This window comes from Paenibacillus polymyxa M1, assembly GCF_000237325.1.
GTDB lineage: Bacteria > Bacillota > Bacilli > Paenibacillales > Paenibacillaceae > Paenibacillus > Paenibacillus polymyxa_C.
The window spans coordinates 2,983,333-3,003,238 of record NC_017542.1 but is presented as its reverse complement, the minus strand read 5'-3'; the positions used below and the strand labels follow the sequence as shown (position 1 = coordinate 3,003,238).

At 44.2% G+C, this 19,906-nt stretch carries 18 protein-coding genes; 14 read left to right on the top strand and 4 right to left on the bottom strand.

Annotation, left to right across the window (positions count from 1 at the left end; genetic code table 11):
• Positions 1-44: 44 nt before the first annotated feature.
• Entirely contained in the window at positions 45-2,006 is a 1,962-nt protein-coding gene (locus PPM_RS13215) for an endonuclease MutS2 (protein ID WP_013371393.1), read from the bottom strand.
• Positions 2,007-2,725: 719 nt separating this feature from the next.
• Positions 2,726-3,940, bottom strand: a complete 1,215-nt coding sequence (locus PPM_RS13210; protein ID WP_043885978.1) for an MFS transporter — start codon at positions 3,938-3,940, stop codon at positions 2,726-2,728.
• Positions 3,941-4,334: 394 nt separating this feature from the next.
• Here PPM_RS13210 and PPM_RS13205 point away from each other — a divergent pair, with 394 nt between their 5' ends.
• A complete protein-coding gene (locus PPM_RS13205; protein WP_013371391.1) occupies positions 4,335-5,438 on the top strand; it encodes a DUF3900 domain-containing protein in 1,104 nt (367 codons plus the stop codon).
• Between the two features lie 123 nt (positions 5,439-5,561).
• On the opposite strand, the gene PPM_RS13200 is transcribed toward PPM_RS13205, so the two are convergent.
• Positions 5,562-6,491, bottom strand: a complete 930-nt coding sequence (locus PPM_RS13200) for an L-lactate dehydrogenase (RefSeq protein WP_013371390.1) — start codon at positions 6,489-6,491, stop codon at positions 5,562-5,564.
• Positions 6,492-6,723: 232 nt separating this feature from the next.
• Here PPM_RS13200 and PPM_RS13195 point away from each other — a divergent pair, with 232 nt between their 5' ends.
• The 11 genes from PPM_RS13195 to PPM_RS13145 all read left to right on the top strand — a co-directional run bounded on the left by PPM_RS13195 (position 6,724) and on the right by PPM_RS13145 (position 17,118).
• Positions 6,724-8,115 (top strand): amino acid permease, encoded by a 1,392-nt coding sequence (locus tag PPM_RS13195; RefSeq protein WP_013371389.1) that lies wholly within the window; start codon positions 6,724-6,726, stop codon positions 8,113-8,115.
• Between the two features lie 164 nt (positions 8,116-8,279).
• Complete coding sequence (locus tag PPM_RS13190) at positions 8,280-9,530, top strand: WD40/YVTN/BNR-like repeat-containing protein (RefSeq protein ID WP_013371388.1); 1,251 nt, start codon at positions 8,280-8,282, stop codon at positions 9,528-9,530.
• 152 nt (positions 9,531-9,682) lie between these two features.
• On the top strand, positions 9,683-9,865 hold the full coding sequence (locus PPM_RS13185; protein WP_013371387.1) for a hypothetical protein: 183 nt from the start codon (positions 9,683-9,685) through the stop codon (positions 9,863-9,865).
• Between the two features lie 188 nt (positions 9,866-10,053).
• Positions 10,054-10,449 carry a DUF2500 domain-containing protein gene (locus PPM_RS13180; protein ID WP_013371386.1) on the top strand — a complete coding sequence of 132 codons (396 nt, stop codon included), beginning with the start codon at positions 10,054-10,056 and terminating at the stop codon, positions 10,447-10,449.
• 134 nt (positions 10,450-10,583) lie between these two features.
• Positions 10,584-11,333, top strand: a complete 750-nt coding sequence (locus PPM_RS13175; protein ID WP_013371385.1) for an SDR family NAD(P)-dependent oxidoreductase — start codon at positions 10,584-10,586, stop codon at positions 11,331-11,333.
• A 119-nt stretch (positions 11,334-11,452) separates the two neighbouring features.
• Positions 11,453-11,875: a cell wall hydrolase gene (locus tag PPM_RS13170; RefSeq protein ID WP_013371384.1), complete on the top strand. Its 423-nt coding sequence runs from the start codon at positions 11,453-11,455 to the stop codon at positions 11,873-11,875.
• A 62-nt stretch (positions 11,876-11,937) separates the two neighbouring features.
• Complete coding sequence (gene gerQ / locus PPM_RS13165; protein WP_013371383.1) at positions 11,938-12,420, top strand: spore coat protein GerQ; 483 nt, start codon at positions 11,938-11,940, stop codon at positions 12,418-12,420.
• Between the two features lie 389 nt (positions 12,421-12,809).
• Positions 12,810-14,111, top strand: coding sequence for a hemolysin family protein (locus PPM_RS13160; protein ID WP_013371381.1), 1,302 nt, complete (start codon positions 12,810-12,812; stop codon positions 14,109-14,111).
• 200 nt (positions 14,112-14,311) lie between these two features.
• Entirely contained in the window at positions 14,312-15,319 is a 1,008-nt protein-coding gene (gene bioB / locus PPM_RS13155) for a biotin synthase BioB (protein ID WP_013371380.1), read from the top strand.
• Between the two features lie 36 nt (positions 15,320-15,355).
• Positions 15,356-16,468, top strand: coding sequence for a glycerol dehydrogenase (locus tag PPM_RS13150; RefSeq protein WP_043885975.1), 1,113 nt, complete (start codon positions 15,356-15,358; stop codon positions 16,466-16,468).
• Positions 16,469-16,626: 158 nt separating this feature from the next.
• Complete coding sequence (locus PPM_RS13145; RefSeq protein ID WP_013371378.1) at positions 16,627-17,118, top strand: hypothetical protein; 492 nt, start codon at positions 16,627-16,629, stop codon at positions 17,116-17,118.
• A 75-nt stretch (positions 17,119-17,193) separates the two neighbouring features.
• Here the strand turns inward: PPM_RS13145 and PPM_RS13140 are convergent, their stop codons facing one another.
• Positions 17,194-18,426: an aminopeptidase gene (locus PPM_RS13140; protein WP_013371377.1), complete on the bottom strand. Its 1,233-nt coding sequence runs from the start codon at positions 18,424-18,426 to the stop codon at positions 17,194-17,196.
• Positions 18,427-18,589: 163 nt separating this feature from the next.
• Here PPM_RS13140 and PPM_RS13135 point away from each other — a divergent pair, with 163 nt between their 5' ends.
• Both PPM_RS13135 and PPM_RS13130 read left to right on the top strand, forming a co-directional pair.
• On the top strand, positions 18,590-18,886 hold the full coding sequence (locus tag PPM_RS13135; RefSeq protein WP_013371376.1) for a hypothetical protein: 297 nt from the start codon (positions 18,590-18,592) through the stop codon (positions 18,884-18,886).
• A 126-nt stretch (positions 18,887-19,012) separates the two neighbouring features.
• Complete coding sequence (locus PPM_RS13130) at positions 19,013-19,816, top strand: MBL fold metallo-hydrolase (protein ID WP_013371375.1); 804 nt, start codon at positions 19,013-19,015, stop codon at positions 19,814-19,816.
• Positions 19,817-19,906: the final 90 nt, after the last annotated feature.

Sequence of the window (19,906 nt, the reverse complement as noted above, 5' to 3'; positions counted from 1 at the left end):
ATTCCGAAGCAACTTATTTTTCAATGAAGAATATGCACGTACGCTTACTTTTCATTTTCCGGAGGAGATTCAATGATTAGCCCCTGAACATGCTTGCGCGCTAGAAGCTTTCGTTTTTTTCGATTTTCCTTTGTTTCTAAAACAATATCCAAATCATAATCGTCTGGGTACAATTCTGTTGCTGCGATGTGAAGAACGAGCCTCTTTTTGTTTATGATCAGCTTTTGTCCTTGAATCAAAACTCCAACATTGCCTCGTTCATCCTCCGTTTTGCAAACAATACCAGTTCGATCTAGGTAGCCGACATAAACACTATCTCCAAGAGCAAACGACCTGGTTATGAGTGGGTTCTCTTGTTTTTCCTGTTTTGCGACTGTATGGTCTGTAGATGCTTTTTTAGAGGCAGGTTTACATACATCATCAGGCCTTTTATCGTCAAAAGAAGGGGGAATAACCAAAGACTTCTGTGTATTCTGAGACGTTCTTCCAGCAGAAATGGCCTCCGAACGTTCGATAATGCGAGTCCACATGCCTAGCTTCAAAGCAATTGCATATGCATAGCTTTCCCCAGCCTCACCGATGCGAAGTCGGTACAAGGGTTGCAACGTTTCGGTATCAAACTCCATACGAGCATTTTGAAATCCCGGTGTGTTTTCAGCAAAATGCTTGATTTCGCTAAAGTGGGTGGTAGCCACTACTGTCGTCCGTCGACGATGAAATTCTTCCAGCAGTGCGATAGATAGGCCTACGCCTTCTCCCGGATCAGTACCAGAAGCCATTTCATCGATCAGGATCAGAGTAGAGCTGCCTGCCGTTTCCAAAATGCCAATCATGTTGCGAATATGTGCAGAAAAGGTGCTCAAAGCATGTTCAATACTTTGGCCATCCCCGATGTCTACCACAATGTCCTCGAATACAGCCATGCGGCTGCCTTGCAAAACAGGTACCAGCAGGCCGGATTGCACCATGAGTGTTAACAGACCGACGCTTTTGAGAGCCATCGTTTTTCCGCCTGTATTCGGTCCGGTAATAATAAGCGAGGAATAACCCTCACCAATTGAGAAATCAAGCGGCACCATAGTATTCGCCATCAATGGGTGACGTGCACCATGGATATCTATAATCCCCTCATCGTTAAGCTCGACAGAAACAGCATCCAGGGTCATGGCGTATTTAGCTTTAGCCAATAAAAAATCCAGTATGCCTACCGTCTCTGTATTAATGCTTAGTTCCCGGTTGTATGACTCAGCCATTGCGGTCAGATCTCCCAGCACTTTCATTTCCTCTTTTGATTCCTCTGCCATGTTTGCGCTTTGTTCGAATTGTAGATTTACGATCTCTGCAGGTTCAACATAGACCGTTTGACCGCTTCCCGATTCATCCAGTACATTGCCTTTCACCTGTTTGCGGAATTCCTTTTTGATCGGAAGTACATAACGGCCATTGCGCTGACTGATCATATTTTCTTGCATGATGGATCGATGACGGCTGGTGAGAGAGTCTAATTTCCTCTTGATACGTTCTTCAGTAACTGCAATTTTTTTGCGAATTTTAGCTAGCTCTTTACTGGCGTTATCCGTCACTCGACCCGAATAAATGCATCTCTCGATTTCGGATAGGAGTGACTCCATACCATACATGGAAGAGGCATAAGCACTGACGGTTGGAGCTGCATCCGCCTTGGCATGCATATATTTCATCAGCTGCATGCAGCTTCTGATGAATTGGGCCAAATGAGAAAAATCACGCTCGCTGAACATATAGCCGGTTCCCAAGAGGTGCAGAATGTGCTCCATTCCTTCCAATGAAGGAACGGGTACGCTAGCTCCGTGGCGAATGAGCTGTAAAGCTTCGCTCGTTTCGTTAAGACGAATTTTGATTGTACGGATATCTGTAATTGGTTGCATGGAAGCGGCATGATGCTTACCCAGGTATGAAAAAGCACATTCAGATACTCTTGTTTTAATCTGATCATATTCCAAACGCAGCATTGTAGTTTCGTTCATGAATAAATCTCTCCTTTAGATGTGTATTGACAGGATTTTTTCAAAACTTTTCTGGAAAACAAAAAAAGGGCGGAGAATGAACAAAACGTTCATTCTCCGCCCTTTAAGGAAGAGGAAATGTATCATCAAATAAGCCTATAATCCAGCATGTGAACTCACCAATTCTGCGTTTTAAACCACAGGCCAACCAACATATCAGTTAATTGGCTTATGAATAGAAAAACGTGTAAAAAGAGTTCACAAAGCTGGAACAAAAAAACCGTGCTGAACACAGCACGGAATAAGGCCTAAATGAAAATAATCCCTAAGGCGATTTATGATATCCGCATGTTCTTAACTAATACCAGGGTAAAAGATCAGCAACAAACAAACTTGTCCCTGAAGGGTACAAGCGCCTGATGGTTTTCCCTGAATATGCAATTGCTTAGTTAAGAACGTTCACCGACATTAAAATCTCTCCCTTAATTGAAGATATATCCATAATATACAATCAGACAGGTGTTGAAGTCAAGGCTGACTTCATCAATTTGATGAAAAAGTGATCATGAGAACAAGGAGTTAACACAATATATATTATGTTAACTAATTTTGATTAAACGATTTATGAAAATGATCCCACTCCAGCAGGAATACAGCATCCATATGAAACAGAGTACTAACATTAAGAAACCACCCTAGTAGCTGGCATATCATATCTCCCAGGGCGGTTTCTTGTGCTCTTATTTAGAATCAACGGATGTGACAGCTTGTACAGGCTGTCTGTCACGAAGCAGCGGTAACAACAACATCGATCCGACTAAAAATAAGCCGGCGCTCACGATATATACGGTGTACAGGGAGGATTCGCGTTTGAGTGTACCGCCGATGCTCATACCGACGACCATCATCCCCGAGAACAGGGGAGAGAGGGCACCACCGACTCGGCCGATAAAAGCAGCTTCGGCATTTTTCATCATCATCGTGTTGATACCGATATGAATGCAAGGATAAAATAGACCGCTAAGTACTTGTAATGCCATTGTCAGCATAATATTGTGCGACCATCCGACTCCAAAGGTTGTCAGTGTGCTGACCAGAAGTCCAGTCGCCAGCAGCAATTGCGGCTGAACTTTTTTAGCAATCCCCATAATCAGACCGCCGCCCAACAGCATAGCCGCTCCGTTCGCCATTAACGGCCATTGTAAAAATTCCTTATCTTGTCCGAGGTTCTCGATAGCGACAAAAACCATTAATGGTTGAATAAGTCCGACTGCCAGCCCAATTATGGTAAATGTTCCTCCAAGCGTGCGAAGTGTACGGTTATTCCATACATAACGTATTCCTTCTTTAAGCTCTTCAATAAAATGAGTTGATCGATCTATCTCAATTGCTTGTTCATCTTGTGGGATACGAGTCAGAACAAGCGCAGAGATGAGAAACAACATTCCTGTTATAGACAATGAAGAGAAAATTCCAAAGTGTTGATAAATAAATGTACCGACGACAGGACCGATAACCATAAATAATGCCATGAGAGACTGAAAAAGAGCCATCACTCCCTGAAGCTGTTCTGGTGCTACATGCTGCTTTAATATCTTCATCGCAGATGGCTGAGAAAATTGAGATAGAATGGCCGAGAAGAAAGTGGATAGCAAGAGCACTTGCCATGACCCGTACCACAATGCGAGCAACACGATAAAAATGGATGCAGCCGACAGCAGATCGCAACTAACCATTGTCCGTTTAGGCCGCCAACGATCCGCAAACGTACCTCCAATGATGGCAAACAGAAAGATAGGCGCAAATTCAGCAACCGAAATGAGCGATACGTATACGGGATCATTATGGGTCAGATCTGTTACATACAACAGTATGGCAAAGTTCCGCACCCAGATGCCCAAATTTAGCAACGCATTGGAGGCGATAATAGTCCTTATATATGGATTTTTAAACAACAACAAACTCTCCTTTCCAGTTTTCAGGGGGTAAAACCCTTAGAGTCTATTTTTTGTTTTTATAAACAAAATTAATATTTGTCTATATAAAAATAGATAATATAATAAATATACTACTATTTAGTCAAATGTTTTTTTGTGATTATGAATGAAGTAGAGCAGGAAAAAGGAAGTGATCAATCATGCTAAAGAATACGGATTAGAATAGAAGGGAATGAGTCACTACATATTTATAAATTGTAAATTATACTCAAACAAAATAGATAAACATAATTAATATTATGTTAACTAATAAGCGTATGTTTATCTATCAGAATCTGAATCCGATGTACCTTTTAAAATCATAGTGATATAATTACGCGTACATGCCTGAAAAGGAGCGTATAGAACGTAAATGAACTTTCAAGTGGACTTTTTATCTTTTTTTGTGATTCAGGTAGACGGGAAAGAAGGACAAGGCGGTAAGTCCTACAAGCATTATGCTACAATGGACGACTATGATTACGACGAGAGTGATGTCAAAAAATTTCTGGACGGGGAATTTGCTCGTATTAGCAAGCGAAAGGTTGAAAAAAATCCCAGCACAGAGCAGGCACCGACCAAAATCGGCCGCTTTATCGTCGAACCGGAACATGAACTGAGCAGTAATCCGAATTTCAATATGTTCGCCCGACTACGTGCAGCAGAGGATAAGGAAGATTTTAAAAATGCATGTGATGATCTGGTGCGGATGTATTTGGATACAAGCGCGGTACGAGGTGGAGCACTGATCATTGTACAGGCTACATTAAATACCCACTCTGACGACCCGTTTATTTTTGTACTCAAATGTGATTTTGAACCTAAAATTGCACGGATTACTGAGAGTAGTCTGGTAAGTGAGGTCGAAATGGCGATTTCAGCCCGTAATATGAAATCCATCATGTATCCTTACATGCTGGAGGAGGGTATGAACGATGAATGGGAGCTTAAAATACATCAGTCTTCGCATGCACGGTATTTTGAAGACTTTTTGAAATTCGTCACTTATGAGCAATCCATGCCGGAAATCGTTAATGAGCATGTCATGGGCTTTGTTCAGAACTATGTAGAAACCAAATGGCCGGATGCATCAAATGAGGAAAGACAGCAGGAAGAGCGCGATCTGGAACTATGGGCAGCCAGCGAAAAACGGGATTTGCAAGGGAAGTGGGAACCCCTTCAGGTCGTAGAGGCTGCGCAGCATATTGTCGAGCTAAAACCGGAAATTGAAGTTCGCTTCAAACTGGATGATACGGCTGTACGTGGGTTGCTATCCGACTTTGGTGCCAAGCTGCATATCACAAAACTTCATGATAGATATGCACTTATTATTGAAGGTGATGCATTTACGTTTGAAAAGGGATTTTCACCGATTGAACTGCTGCAACCAGAATCCTTTGAAACAGTGGCTGAGCGGCTGAAAGAGAAAAGGCAGCATGAAAATGAGGGTGTGGATGGCGATACACCACCTTGGTAATTTGGAACGCATAGCAGGGCGACAAACGAACGAAATTATATTATAAAAAAACGGACCTCACAACGGATGTATCCGCTGTGGAGGTCCGTTTTTGTTTAGCATTTATATTCTTGACTTACTGAATTACATATGCACTTTACTAATTTGATCTTTCAGCTTGTCCGCAGATTGAACGAACCTTGCACGTTCCTCGTCATTGAGCGGAAGATCCAAAATTTCACGTACTCCATTGTGATCCACGATACTTGGAACACCTAAATAAACGTCAGATACACCGTTATAATCTTCCAGCAGGGTGGACACATTAAGTACCGACCCCTCGTCTCCGAGAATAGCGGCTACGATACGGTCAAGAGCCAGCCCGATGGCGTAGGATGTAGCGCCTTTGGCATCTATAATTTCATAGGCAGCATTCTTCGTATTCTCAAAAATTTCATTTTTCGTTCCTTCGTCCAACTCCAGTGGAGTTCCAGCCACGTTGGCTGTGCTCCATACAGGTAACTCAGAGTCACCATGTTCTCCAATAATATGGGCGTGGATGCTTCGTGGATCGATGCCCTTTTGCTTCCCGATCAGATAGCGGAAGCGTGCGCTGTCCAGCAACGTTCCTGATCCAATGACTCTGCTTGAAGGCCAACCACTGCGTTTCCAAGAGATGTAGGAGAGAATGTCCACTGGATTGGTTGCGATCAGCAAAATGCCATGGGTATTGACCTTGACGATATTATCAATAATACTTTCAAAAATTTCGGCATTACGCTTGAGAAGATCAATACGTGTTTCTCCCGGCTTTTGTGAAGCTCCCGCTGCAACAATGATGATATCTGCATTACGGCAGTCTTCATAATCACCCGCCCATACTTTGACACCGCCGAGAAAAGGAAGCCCATGATTCATATCGAGCATTTCCCCCTTCGCCTTTTTGACGTTGACATCAATAAAGACAAGTTCTTGCATGCGTTGGCGCAGCAGCAGGGTGTAGCCGGTTGTTGTGCCAACCGCTCCCATGCCGACAATAGCCACTCTACTTCGTTTGTAAGGTTTTAAGCTCATAAAATCCTCATCTCCTTCTCGGGTTGTATACCTTTTCATTTTGGGATATTACTTAAAAATTTATCTTTCCAATTTAGTGTACCCTATATACTAACCCACCGCAAAGAAATATGACATTTTTCCTTGACTTCAAAGACGAGCTCGCTAATAATTAATCGAATGATAAGAACACGCACTAAAGCGTTGCAGCACCGATATTGACGCATGAAATTATGGAAAGAGGATTAAGAATATGGACTTATTTCGAAAAAAAACAGGACTGCTCTCGCACGAGGAAAGCGGATCTACAGGTCACTTAAAGAGAACAATGGGGCCTTTTGATCTCACCATGCTAGGAGTAGGATGCATCATCGGGACAGGGATTTTTGTTATTACTGGCAAGGCAGCAGCAGAAAATGCAGGTCCCGGCTTGATGCTTTCTTTTGTTATTGCAGGGATTGCCTGCGTATTGGCAGCCTTGTGCTATGCAGAGCTTTCATCTACAGTTCCCGCGGCTGGGAGCGCTTATGCATATAGTTATATTGTTTTTGGAGAAGTTCTGGCCTGGGTACTGGGTTGGGACTTGATTCTGGAATATGGAGTAGCGGCCGCCTCTGTGAGTAGTGGCTGGTCTGCTTACTTTCAAGGCTTGCTGGCCGGATTTGATATACATCTACCGTTAGCTATAACCGCAGCCTTTGATTCGACCAAGGGGACCATTATTGATCTGCCAGCGGTGTGCATCATCATGCTCATCACACTGTTGCTAAGTCTCGGAGCCAAGGAAACGGTCCGATTCAATTTCATTATGGTTTGTGTCAAAGTTGGGGTTGTACTGTTATTCATTGCGATTGGAATCTTTTATGTTAAGCCTGCCAACTGGACACCATTTTTGCCTTATGGATTTTCTGGTGTATTGAGTGCTGCGGCAATCGTATTTTTCGCTTATCTGGGTTTCGATGCTATCTCAACCGCAGCCGAAGAAGTGCGCAATCCGCAGCGGAACATGCCTATTGGCATTATCTCCTCTCTAGCCATCTGTACGATACTGTATATTGCCGTTTCAGTTGTGCTAACAGGAATGGTACCTTATACGCAGTTGGGCGTTAGTGATCCGGTTGCGTTTGCTCTCCGCTTTATTCATCAGGATTTCGTAGCTGGATTAATTTCAGTCGGTGCGATTGCAGGGATGACGACCGTTTTACTGGTTCTGTTGTATGGCCAGACACGATTAATCTTTTCCATGTCACGTGATGGCCTTTTACCCGTTTTTTTATCTAAAATAAATACCAAAACCCAAACACCAATTCGAAGTACATGGCTGGTGGGTAGCATTATCGCATTGGCTAGCGGCTTGTTCCCGTTGCATGCACTGACCAATCTGACGAGTATTGGAACTCTGTTCGCTTTTGCTGTAGTCTCGGTCGGGGTCATCGTTCTGCGCAAGACACGCCCGGATTTGAAAAGAGGGTTTACCGTACCATGGGTTCCGTTGCTTCCGCTACTGAGTGCTTTGGTTTGCATCGGTCTGATGCTTCAGCTTCATATCAGCACCTGGATCGGATTTATCGTGTGGCTACTCCTTGGATTACTGATTTATTTCTTCTATGGATATCACAAAAGTTTGTTGAACCATAAATCCTGAACAATATTAGTATAAAAAAAGCCGGTATCCTTCACTTTTGTGAAGGAGCCGGTTATTTTTGTCATTACGCGAAAAGTGTCACATAGGGGTGTTTATGGTATAATTCTGTTTCAGATAAGCTTTTGGCACGTGATTACCGCATGCCATCGAGGGAGGATTTTGATATGAAACTGCGCTGGCGTGCGCTCTTGGGAGGAGTAATGCTGTTAACGGGTATTTTGCTAACTGCCTGTTCTGCTGAAACCCCAAAAACTGTAACTAAACCTTCGATTGAGGAACCAGATGACCAGGGACAGACGATAACTATTAATCCGCCGGTGACCCCGAAGGCGGGTGATCCAAACGCCAAATATGTTGTACAAACACGAATCGCGGATTTTCATTTAATCGATAACAATAAAGGGTTGGTTTGGGGAGTTACCCATAATGAGCTGCGCCTTTATGATACCCATGATGGTGGGAAAACATGGAATAATATTTCTCCCTCCGAAAATGTTCAATTTCAAGACAAGCTTGAATATGGCAAGGATATCAGTTTCACAGATTCCCGTCACGGTTGGGTTGTCCGTCAAAATCTGGACCAAACAGCAACGGTCATTCTAAGAACGTCAGATGGAGGACAGAGCTGGGATGTATCAGCGCTACCAAGCGGAGACCATGTAAGCTCGATTCAATATGTAAATCCAACTACAGGCTGGATCATGGCTTATATAAAACTGAATGAGCAGGATCAACAAAAAATGTTGTATCACACCACCGACGGAGGAGCCACGTGGAATAAAGTCGCCCAAAGTTCTGGTACGACATCCAACAAGTCAGGCTCAGGTTTACCCGATCAGGGCAGTGTGGCGGGAATGAGCTTTTCTTCCAACAATCAGGGTTTTGTGGCGATTAATGTGGACAGCAGGGTGAAGTTGTATAAAACTTCGAATCTAGGGAAAACGTGGACTCCGGTCGCTAACAGCATGCAGGGTTGCCCTCAGGCTAAGGCAGAAGCTCAGCAGTCTCTTGAAGGTAACAGTTCTTCATATTGGATTCCGGTTCTCTGCTACGGGGATAACGGTACAAAATATAACGGGCTATTTACGAATAATACAGGAACACAATGGAATGATGTGCCATTGGGTCTGAGTAGCAATAATACTTCTATAACTCCTGGGCGTACCTTTCTAAGCGATAAAGAAGGGTGGGTTATAACCGTAAACGGAATGAGCCGTACAATGGATGGAGGAAAGACGTGGACAAGTCTCAGAGGCAACAAGGTGCTGCCTTCGAAGCTAAAAGACTATCCACGATCAGTCAAGCTACGTTTTGCTTCTTCATCGGTAGGTTGGCTGCTTTTGGAACGACTAGACGACAAGAAATCACTGCTGTTAAAAACAACGGACGGTGGTGCAAACTGGAGGATTTTATAATCACGATAAAGGTGATTGCCCTGGGATGTCTTCCCAGGGCGTTTTATTTTTAAAAAATTTAAATTTTATACGACAACATGTGAAAAAAATCACAAACTAACAAATAAGCCACTGTTATACTAAACCTGTAAACAACGATAGGAGTGATAATCATGAGAGCGAATCAGGATCATATGTTAACCCAATACTACCTTCAATTTTGCTACACTTGTCAGGATGCCTACGGTTGCACGACTGAAGAGGACTGCAAGCAATGCGCAGAGCGTTACGCCGAGGAAGAAGATCATGAAGTTCTGGATGAAACACAACGTTATCTCCAGCTTGTACATGTGTAAATCGATGAGCTATTCTGATATCGCCATATCTTGAGCCTCCCGGATTAATCCGTGGAGGCTCTTGGCGTTCTTGAGGGTTACTATCAAATTTGGGCAGCAACATACATATACTGTTATAGAAGGCTTGAGGCAGGTCAGGATGCCCGGTGGTTTCCCTGTGGAATGCCTGGCGGAGAGGAGTGCGGTGCATGGGATTTGAGTCATTATGGATGTTCGATTGGCTGGGTACGGTATTGCCCGTATTTTTCGTAGTTGTGTTGGGTATTGTCGTGTTGTCTGCGGGCAGGGAAGTCATGGAATGGAGCCGGAACAAGCGGCAGCCTGTGTTGACGGTGGGTTCCCGCATTACGGCCAGAAGGACACATCTCCAACAGAGGCGCCAGGAGGAACAAGGCACTCGTACCTATACCTTCTATTATGTAACCTTTGAGGTGGAGAGTGGCGACCGGATGGAGTTCAAAGTATCTGGGGAAGAATATGGTCAATGTGCTGAAGGGGATGAGGGACGGCTTACTTTTCAAGGTACAAGGTATATTGGATTTCAGCGTCTTAATCGCTATAGTTTGGAGCAGGTTAAAATGTAAGATTCAGTCAAAAATATTCATGCTCATTTACAGCCTTCTGCTAGGAGCCAGGGTAGGGGGCTGTGAATGTTTCTTGTACGGCACATTTTGGTACATATATACTAAAACAGAGTAGTTCAGAGGAGGAATAAGTCGTGTCATTTGAAGGACAAGTTGTTATTGTAACAGGAGCAGCGCATGGTATCGGGAAAGAGGTCGCTTTTGCCTACGCTGCTCAGGGTGCCAGAGTCGTGTTTGCTGACTGCAATGAGGAAGAGGGCGCCGCAGCTGCTGCAGCAGTCCGGAACGAGGGTCATCAGGCTATTTTTATCCCTTGTGATGTGCGTAAGGAAGAAGATATTGTAGCGCTGATCCGTGCCACGGAAGAAGAATACGGTACAATTCATACATTGATTAACAATGCAGGCGTGTCCAGATGGAAATCTCCATATGAGTTAACCGTAGCAGAATGGGATGACATTTTGAACACAAACGTACGCAGCTGTTTTATTGCAACAAGAGAAGCAGCTAAGGTAATGAAGCGGAACGCAGAAGGGGGATCAGTGGTTAATATGACCTCTACACGAGCTTTCATGTCAGAGCCGGATACAGAAGCCTACGCGGCATCCAAAGGAGCCATAGCCGCCCTTACACACGCGATGGCCATATCGCTAGGAAAGGATAGGATTCAGGTCAATTGTATTAGTCCAGGATGGATTGAAACCGGGGATTACGAGCAATTGCGTGCTGAAGACCATCAACAGCACCCGGCTGGACGAGTAGGGACCCCTAAAGATATCGCACGAGCCTGTCTGTATTTGACACAACCGGGCAATGATTTTGTAACAGGCACGAATTTGGTGGTCGATGGTGGTATGACGCGTAAGATGGTTTACGAGCCATGATAAAAGCCTAAATAAGTAGTCCCATTCTTGGGGCTATTTTTTTATTTTCTGGACTGTCACTTATTGGGCATTTGTACCATAGGATAGGGTATGTGATTGAGAAGCAAGGAGGGGACGCGATGGCTGTAATCAAGACCAACTCAGGGGATGTGAGGACCCTCGCCCGGCTGATGCGGGCTGAGGCCGAAGGTGAAGGTGAGATGGGAATGCTCATGGTTGGTAATGTCGGTGTGAACCGAATTTTATCCAATTGCCTGGATTTCCAAGGGATACGCCTCATGAATGACATGGTGTTTCAAAGCCCCGGTGGTTTTGAAGCTACTCAGAAGGGGTATTTTTATCAGAAAGCCCGTGATCGGGACATTCGACTTGCCCAGCGTGTAATTAATGGAGAAAAAATACGTCCGGCATCCAATGCATTATGGTTTTTCAGACCGGCTGGTGAATGCCCGGGTACCTGGTATAACCAGACCAATACCGGACGCTTTAAAGCCCACTGCTTTTTTAGCCCGACTGCACAGGACTGTCCTAATGTATATTAGACACCTTTCAGAATGGCTTGAAGAATTAAAGTTAAATTAAAACCATCTTAGGAGGAATTTACATGATTTCACAGCAAGCTTACCGTCCCGTATCTTATGCTTCCGGTAATGGATATCCCGAATGGCCAAGAGGGATGGCTCCAACCGGAACCATGCAACCTATGCAACCTATGCAACCTATGCAACCTATGACTGGCTTTCCACCTCAAGTAAGTAGTGGCAGCCCTATGACACCAACGGGTACAGTGGTGCAGGTTCAGACTCCGCAATACGAGCAATCATACATCGAGAATATTTTACGCTTGAACTTGGGCAAAACGGGAACCTTTTATATGACCTATGAAAATAACCGGGAATGGAATGCTAAAATATTCAAAGGCATTCTAGAAGCAGCAGGTCGGGACCACATTATTATTAGTGATCCGGCGACAGGCAAACGGACCATTCTGCTGATGTTAAACCTGGATTATGCAACTTTTGATGAGCCATTGTTGTACCAATATCCCGGCGTCATCGGGAACCCGGGCGGATCTCCGGTTCGCTGATGCCTTCATATATATGAGTTTACATCCTCTGCCAGACGGCAGGGGATGTATTTTGTTTATATTCTTTCTCAAATATAGTTGCTTTCTTGGTGGTAAGAGGCGAAAATGAGAGCTTTCCGACCTAAATGATAGAGGGATTGATTTTTCTGACATTGCTTGTGGTTTGACTGTATAGAGTATAGTTATATAATTAAATATAAGCTGATAAATGATTTAATCATTTTTGCGGAATATGGCTTAGGGAAGCCGGAAGGGGTGAATGTGTTGGGAAGTTGACGCTGCTTATGATGTGTTATCGTTCTGTCTATGATGAAACTATCCGAAGGAGGTGCGCCTGTCTGCCGTAATGACGGCTGATGGGGAGCATATTGAGTGACCCTTTACCGAGTATGTTTAACTTATTTATTGTTTTTGCATTAGTATTATTGAATGGATTTTTTGTATCTGCGGAATTTGCCATGGTGAAGGTTAGGGGCAGCCGTATAGAAACCTTGGTGGAGGCGGGCAATAAAAAGGCCGTATACGCCGCCAATATGATACACAATTTGGACGCTTATTTGTCTGCTTGCCAATTGGGTATTACCCTAGCATCGTTGGGACTGGGATGGATCGGAGAGCCGGCCATCGCACATTTGATTGAACCTATATTTACTGCCGCTGGCTTGGGGGCGGTATACGTGCACGGTACTGCCGTGGTCATTGCATTTATTGTCATTACGATTCTGCATATTGTATTGGGTGAATTGGCACCCAAAACGATAGCTATTCGTAAATCTGAGACTATTACGCTGTATTCGGCCATGCTGATGACTTGGTTTTACAAGTTGATGTATCCATTTATATGGGCGTTGAATGGAATGGCGAACAGCCTGCTGCGTTTATTTCGTCTGGAGCCGGTATCCGAATACGATGATTCCGCGCATACGGGGGATGAAATACGCATTCTGATGAAAGAAAGCAATAAGAGCGGACTAATTGATAATACGGAATTGGCGCTTGTTGATAATATATTTGATTTTGCCGACACAACCGCCAGGGAAATCATGATTCCACGCACGGAGATGATCTGTTTATACAGTAATGAGTCTACAGAAGAAAATCTCGCGATTGCGACGGAAAGCATGAGAACCCGTTATCCAATCTGCGCCGAAGATAAGGACCATATTATCGGCTTTATCCATATTAAAGATCTTCTACGTGCGAACACGCTGGATACCCGTACGATGATTCGGCCGATTCTTGCTGTTCCTGAATCAACGCAAATTAGTGATCTGCTCAAACGCATGCAGCGTAGCAAGACGCAAATTGCAATTTTGATTGATGAATACGGTGGCACATCGGGTATGGTAACGCTGGAAGATATTATGGAAGAAATCGTCGGTGAAATTCAGGATGAGTTCGACCAAGAACGTCCGAGTTGTGAGCAGATTAATGACGAGGAATTTTCCATTGACGGTATGTTATTAATTGATGAAGTGAACGATCGTTTTGGACTGGATCTTGATCATGAGGATTATGATACAGTAGGAGGCTGGCTGTACTCACATGTAGAGGTTATTCCTCCACAGCCAGGCCAGTCTGTAGTGTTTGAAGGATGTATGTTCATTGTGGAAGAAGTTGAAAACAAGCGGATTTCACGTATTCGGCTAATTAAACAGCCTATCGTCGTGGAGGAAGCAGGAGTCTCATAATGGAATAAATATGGAAAGCGACCTTCAATGATGTGGGGTCGCTTTTTAATTTGCCTTCTTTACATAAAGGATATGAATTGATATGATATTCGTGTTATTGTCAACCTAATTGCATATCAATAGGTTGACAATAGAGCGAATTTCCTTACGCTAAAAATCTCATCTGGTTACATGTTCATTTAAATGAGGGAGGAAGAAATATGAATTTATTCAATAAGGATGTAGATTGGGGCCGATTAGCTGAAAAAGCGATCCATTTCAGCAATCTGACGCTGGAAGAAGGTACGGGGGTACTGGAAGCGGACGATGCAGAAATATTACCGATTATGCAAGCTGCATTTCAGGTGCGGCATCATTTTTACGGAAAAAAAGTAAAGCTCAATATGATCATGAACGCCAAAAGTGGTCTGTGCCCGGAGGATTGTAGTTATTGCTCACAATCCATCGTTTCCACGGCACCTGTCAGCAAGTATAGTATGCTGGACAAGGAATCACTGTTGGCTGGGGCAAGGGAAGCCGTAGCACGAAAAGCAGGGACATATTGCATTGTAGCTTCCGGCAAAGGTCCGACAGATCGGGAGCTGGATCAGGTAATTGATGCTGTACAGGAAATTACTCGTACCATGCCGCTCAAGATTTGCGCTTGCTTGGGGATTCTCAAGGGAGATCAAGCACGGCGATTGGCAGATGCGGGGGTACACCGTTACAATCATAATTTAAATACAAGCAAGGCCAACTATCCCTCGATTACAACCACACATACATATGATCAACGCGTCGAAACTGTGAAAATGGCTCAATCACACGGAATGTCTCCATGCTCTGGCGTTATTATCGGTATGGGGGAGACGAATGAGGAAATCGTTCAAATGGCTTATGCCTTACGAGAGTTGGATGCCGACTCTATTCCGATTAATTTCCTGAACCCAGTCCCCGGAACCCCTTTAGGAGAAGCACAGCGGATCTCGCCGATCCAAGCTTTGAAGGTATTGGCACTGTTCCGGTTCATCTGTCCATCCAAGGAAATACGCGTTGCAGGCGGAAGGGAGTTAAATCTGCGTTCATTACAACCGCTATCCCTTTATGCAGCAAATTCGATTTTTGTAGGAGATTATTTAACGACAGAAGGCCAAGAAGTTACCGCTGATCATCAAATGATAGAAGATCTTGGCTTTGAAATTGAGATGTGTGCTCTTTCAGCCGTATAATAGAGATTGTACAAACATGGAAGGGAGAGTTGAATGATGAGCGAAAAAGTATTTATTAGTCCAGGTAAATATGTGCAAGGGAAAAATGTGATTGATAAAACAGGTGAATATGTTAAGCCTTTAGGTCATACGGCCTTGGTTATTGCGGACAAGCTGGTTTGGGAGATTGCAGCCGATCGGGTGGTCAAAAGTCTAGAACAGGCCGAGATTACGGTGGTAAAGGTTGAGTTTCAAGGAGAAGCATCCAAAAATGAAGTAAACCGTATTGCTGATGAGGGACGAAGCGGCCAGGTCGATATTGTCATTGGTGTAGGTGGCGGTAAAACGTTGGATACCGCCAAAGCCGTTAATGAGCTACTCGATTCCTCAGTTGTGATTGTTCCAACGACCGCCTCTACAGACGCACCCACCAGTGCACTATCTGTTTTGTACACCGATGAGGGTGCATTTGATACGTATTCCTTTTTCAGTAAAAATCCAAGCTTAATCCTGGTTGACACGAAAGTCATATCTCAAGCACCGCCTTTGTTCCTCTCCTCAGGCATTGCGGATGCTATGGCAACGTGGATTGAAACCCGCGCAGTCATTGAAGCTCGTGCTACCACTATGGCTGGTGGTTTGCCAACGTTGGCGGCAGAAGCCATTGCGTCCAAGTGCGAGGAAGTTCTTTTCGATTACGGACTGCAAGCTTATGAATCTGTGAAACGCAAAGTTGTTACACCGGCGCTTGAAGCGGTGGTGGAAGCCAATACGTTGCTAAGTGGTTTGGGTTTTGAAAGCGGTGGCTTGGCAGGCGCACATGCCATTCACAACGGTTTTACCGTACTCGAAGGAGACATTCATCACCTGACGCATGGTCAAAAAGTAGCCTTTGGCACCTTAGTACAGCTTGCCTTGGAAAAAAGACCTTTAACTGAGGTGGAGCGGTATATTGATTTTTACCTAAAACTGGATTTGCCGGTTACGCTGAAAGACATTAAGCTGCAAGAAGCCTCACGAGAGGATTTGTACCGGGTAGCTCAGGCTGCTACCAAAGAAGGCGAAACAGCTCACAATTTACCATTTGCTGTTACAGCGGATGATGTGCTTGATGCAATCTTAGCAGCTGACCAGTATTCAGTTGCCTACAAGGCTAAAATTGGACATTGAAACTAATCCCATACTAATAAAGTAGGTTCAGAGGTCGCTAATAAGCGACCTTTTTCCATTATTTAACTTGCAGCTTATGGTATGATTTTCATGGTACATAATTAGGAAATCCCGGGAGTATATTTACGGCTCCCCTAAATTTTGAAAGGAGTTTAGCGATGGCAAAGTGGAATGTAGAAGATCAAGATACTCAATATACTATTGAGTATAAGCGTGGCTTTAACGGTGGAAAAGTCATTGTGAATGGTAGCGAGCAGAAGGTGAAAAGCCAGAACGCATTTTTAAACTTGATTGATTTTCCAATAAGATTAAAGGAGAAAGCTCTGAATGTTGTAGTCATTGGCAACAAAGCAGATTTAGCTGTGAACGGTATATATCTTGGGTCCAATCAACCTTATGTTCCAGTAAGTAAGGCTCCTGGCTGGAGTTGGGCTTTTGTCGTGGTCAGCTTGGTTATAGGGTGGTTATTTGCAGGCGTCTTTGGTCTATGTTTAGGGATATTAGGTAGTATGTTCTATGTGAAATCATCTTTATCCTTACATCAAACCATTAATCGAAGAGTCGTAAGCTGCTTTATTGTCTTTTTCATCATCAGCATAGTACAAATCGTTTTTGGACTTGCAGCGAACTATTGGATTAATACACTGTGAATATAGGTAACATATCCTAACGGACGAAGCAAGAAGGCTCTCCCGCATAAAGCGGTGAGAGCCTTTTTTGCCGTGTTAGATCGCCCAATTTCCTTTACGGAAGATCGGTTCCTCAGTACCGTCTTCGGTAACGCCGTTAATGTCCATTTCACCTGAACCAATCATAAAGTCGACGTGAGTCAGACTGGAGTTCAGACCGTTGGCAGCCAACTGCTCTTGAGTCATATCTTTACCACCTTTAAGGTTGAATGCATAGGCATTACCGATAGCCAGATGGTTCGAGGCATTTTCATCAAACAATGTATTGTAGAATAAAATATTTTTGTCAGAGATCGGTGACTTGTGAGGCACGAGCGCAACCTCGCCCAGGTAGTGTGAACCTTCGTCCATTTCTACGAGATGCTGGAGAGTCTCCAAGCCGGTTTCGGCCTGTACATCGACAATACGTCCATTTTCAAAGGTCAGTGAGAAGTTGTCGATAATGTTGCCACTGTAGCTGAGTGGCTTGGTGCTGCTGACTTTACCGTTTACTCCCGTTTTAAGTGGAGCAGTAAATACCTCTTCAGTAGGCATGTTGGCTACAAAACTATGTCCCTGTTGGTTGATGCTTTCGGCTGCTACCCACAGATGGTCTTTTGCAAGTTCGATGGTGAGGTCTGTACCTGGAGCCAGATAATGCAGCTTTTTATAGCGTTTGGAGTTTAAAATATCAGCTTTGCTGGAAAGAGTTTTCAAATGCTCATTCCACGCCTCCACAGGGTTGTCCAGATCCACACGTACAGTGCTGAAAATGGCTTCCCACAGTTTATCCATTTGCTCGGAAGCTGGCAGATCAGGGAACACTTTGGCTGCCCATTCTGCTGAAGGATAAGCAATCAGAGACCAGCTGAACTTGTCAGCCATTTGGTATTCACGGTATTGCCGTAATTCATGTGATCGCACACGCTGGGCAGCGGTAATTCTGCTGGACGGAATTCCTTGAAGCAAATCAGGATTCTCGGCAATGACATGGAGTACTGCAGCGCCATTTTCGACTTCTTCAGTCATTTCGGCTGCGTACCATTTGGGAGCAATATTAAAAGTTTCATCAGGAGCTAGTTCATACTGTAATCGGGTAACCGTCTCATCACTCCATTTTACTTTTACCAGCTTGGCTCCGACAGTATACGCTGATTTAACGATAAGTCGTACGAGTTCGGCGGACAAGATTGGCGCATGAACGATAAGTGTCTGCCCAGGTTGGACATTCGCGCCCACTCGAACGGCTAATTCCGCATATTTCTGCAATTTTTGTTGAAAATCTGACATGTAACTTTCCTCCATTTCACGAAAAAGCCTCAAATAGGAATAGGGTAATTCGCACAGTTTTTTTGCAAATTCCACACATAGCTTATATATTGTACAATGTAACGAAAAGGTTCACAAATCAGTTTTGGTACTTTTTAGTGAAAATGAAAGGGCGGTTAAATAAATGACAGAGCAAAATTCTTCTCAGGAATTGAAAGAAGTACATATTCAACAGGCACAAATGACAAGAGATGAGAACGGGGCATATTTAGGTCAAGTGGTATTTGGAGTAGACGGACAGAGTTCTATATATGAAATTACCTTCCACAGTAAAAAGGGAAAGGAGTGGGATTATAGTCTCCATTTTGCTGGAGAGCCGCGCTTGGAGGAAGAAATGCTACAGATGGATAGCTGGATTGAAGAGAATGATGATCTTTTCGACTATTTGCTGGATGCGGCATGGAGTAAATTACCCGAGTAATGTAAACATGGTCTATTTTCGTGACAAGCGGATTATATTTAGCAGTGTCCGCATAATCTGCTGACATGGGGGAAGCCTATAGGTCGAGTATAACAAGAAATTCCATGTGAATAGGAGGGTGAAGCTTTGGCAAATCATCTGTTCACCGAAGGAATGACGGCAAATGAAGAGGCTGCTCCCGATCTCCTGAGCTTACGGACGCTGTTTGTAAATGTGTGTTTTATCGGAGAGCCGGGAAGCCGATCCTGGGTGCTGGTGGATACGGGGATGACAGGATTCACAGACTCGATTATACGCCTGGCTGAGGAACGGTTTACGGGTCCTCCGGTTGCTATTGTGCTTACTCACGGTCATTTTGACCACGTAGGTTCGGTTATTGAGTTGGTACAGCATTGGGGTACGCCTGTCTATGCACACCCTTTGGAACTACCTTATTTGACGGGAATGAAAGATTATCAAAAACCTGACCCTAGTGTGGGGGGAGGTTTGATGTCGGGAATTTCCTTTTTGTACCCCAATGATGCTATAGATCTCGATGATCGCATCACCTCCTTGCCCAAAGATGGCAGTATCCCCGGCGCCCCTGGTTGGAAGTGGCTGCATACACCAGGACATACACCTGGTCATGTATCGCTTTTTCATGAGCAGAGACGCTTAATGGTGGCTGGTGACGCTTTTATCACGGTAAAGCAGGAATCGGCATTGGCTGTGCTTTTACAGGAAAAAGAAATCCACGGACCGCCTGCATATTTTACAACAGATTGGCAAGCTGCACAGCGGTCAGTGAAAATGTTAGCTGGTTTAAAGCCCGCAATTGCAGTTACAGGGCATGGACATTTCATGCAAGGTACCGAGCTGACCGATCAGTTGGAACGGCTGGCTGGGAATTTTGAACACATGGCAGTACCCAAACAGGGACGCTATGTGTAATATGTGTGAAGGACGATGCCTTGCGGGGCATCGTTTTTTTGTGTTGACGTGGAATTTTTTTGCTGGACATGGTATAGTCAAGCCAAAAGC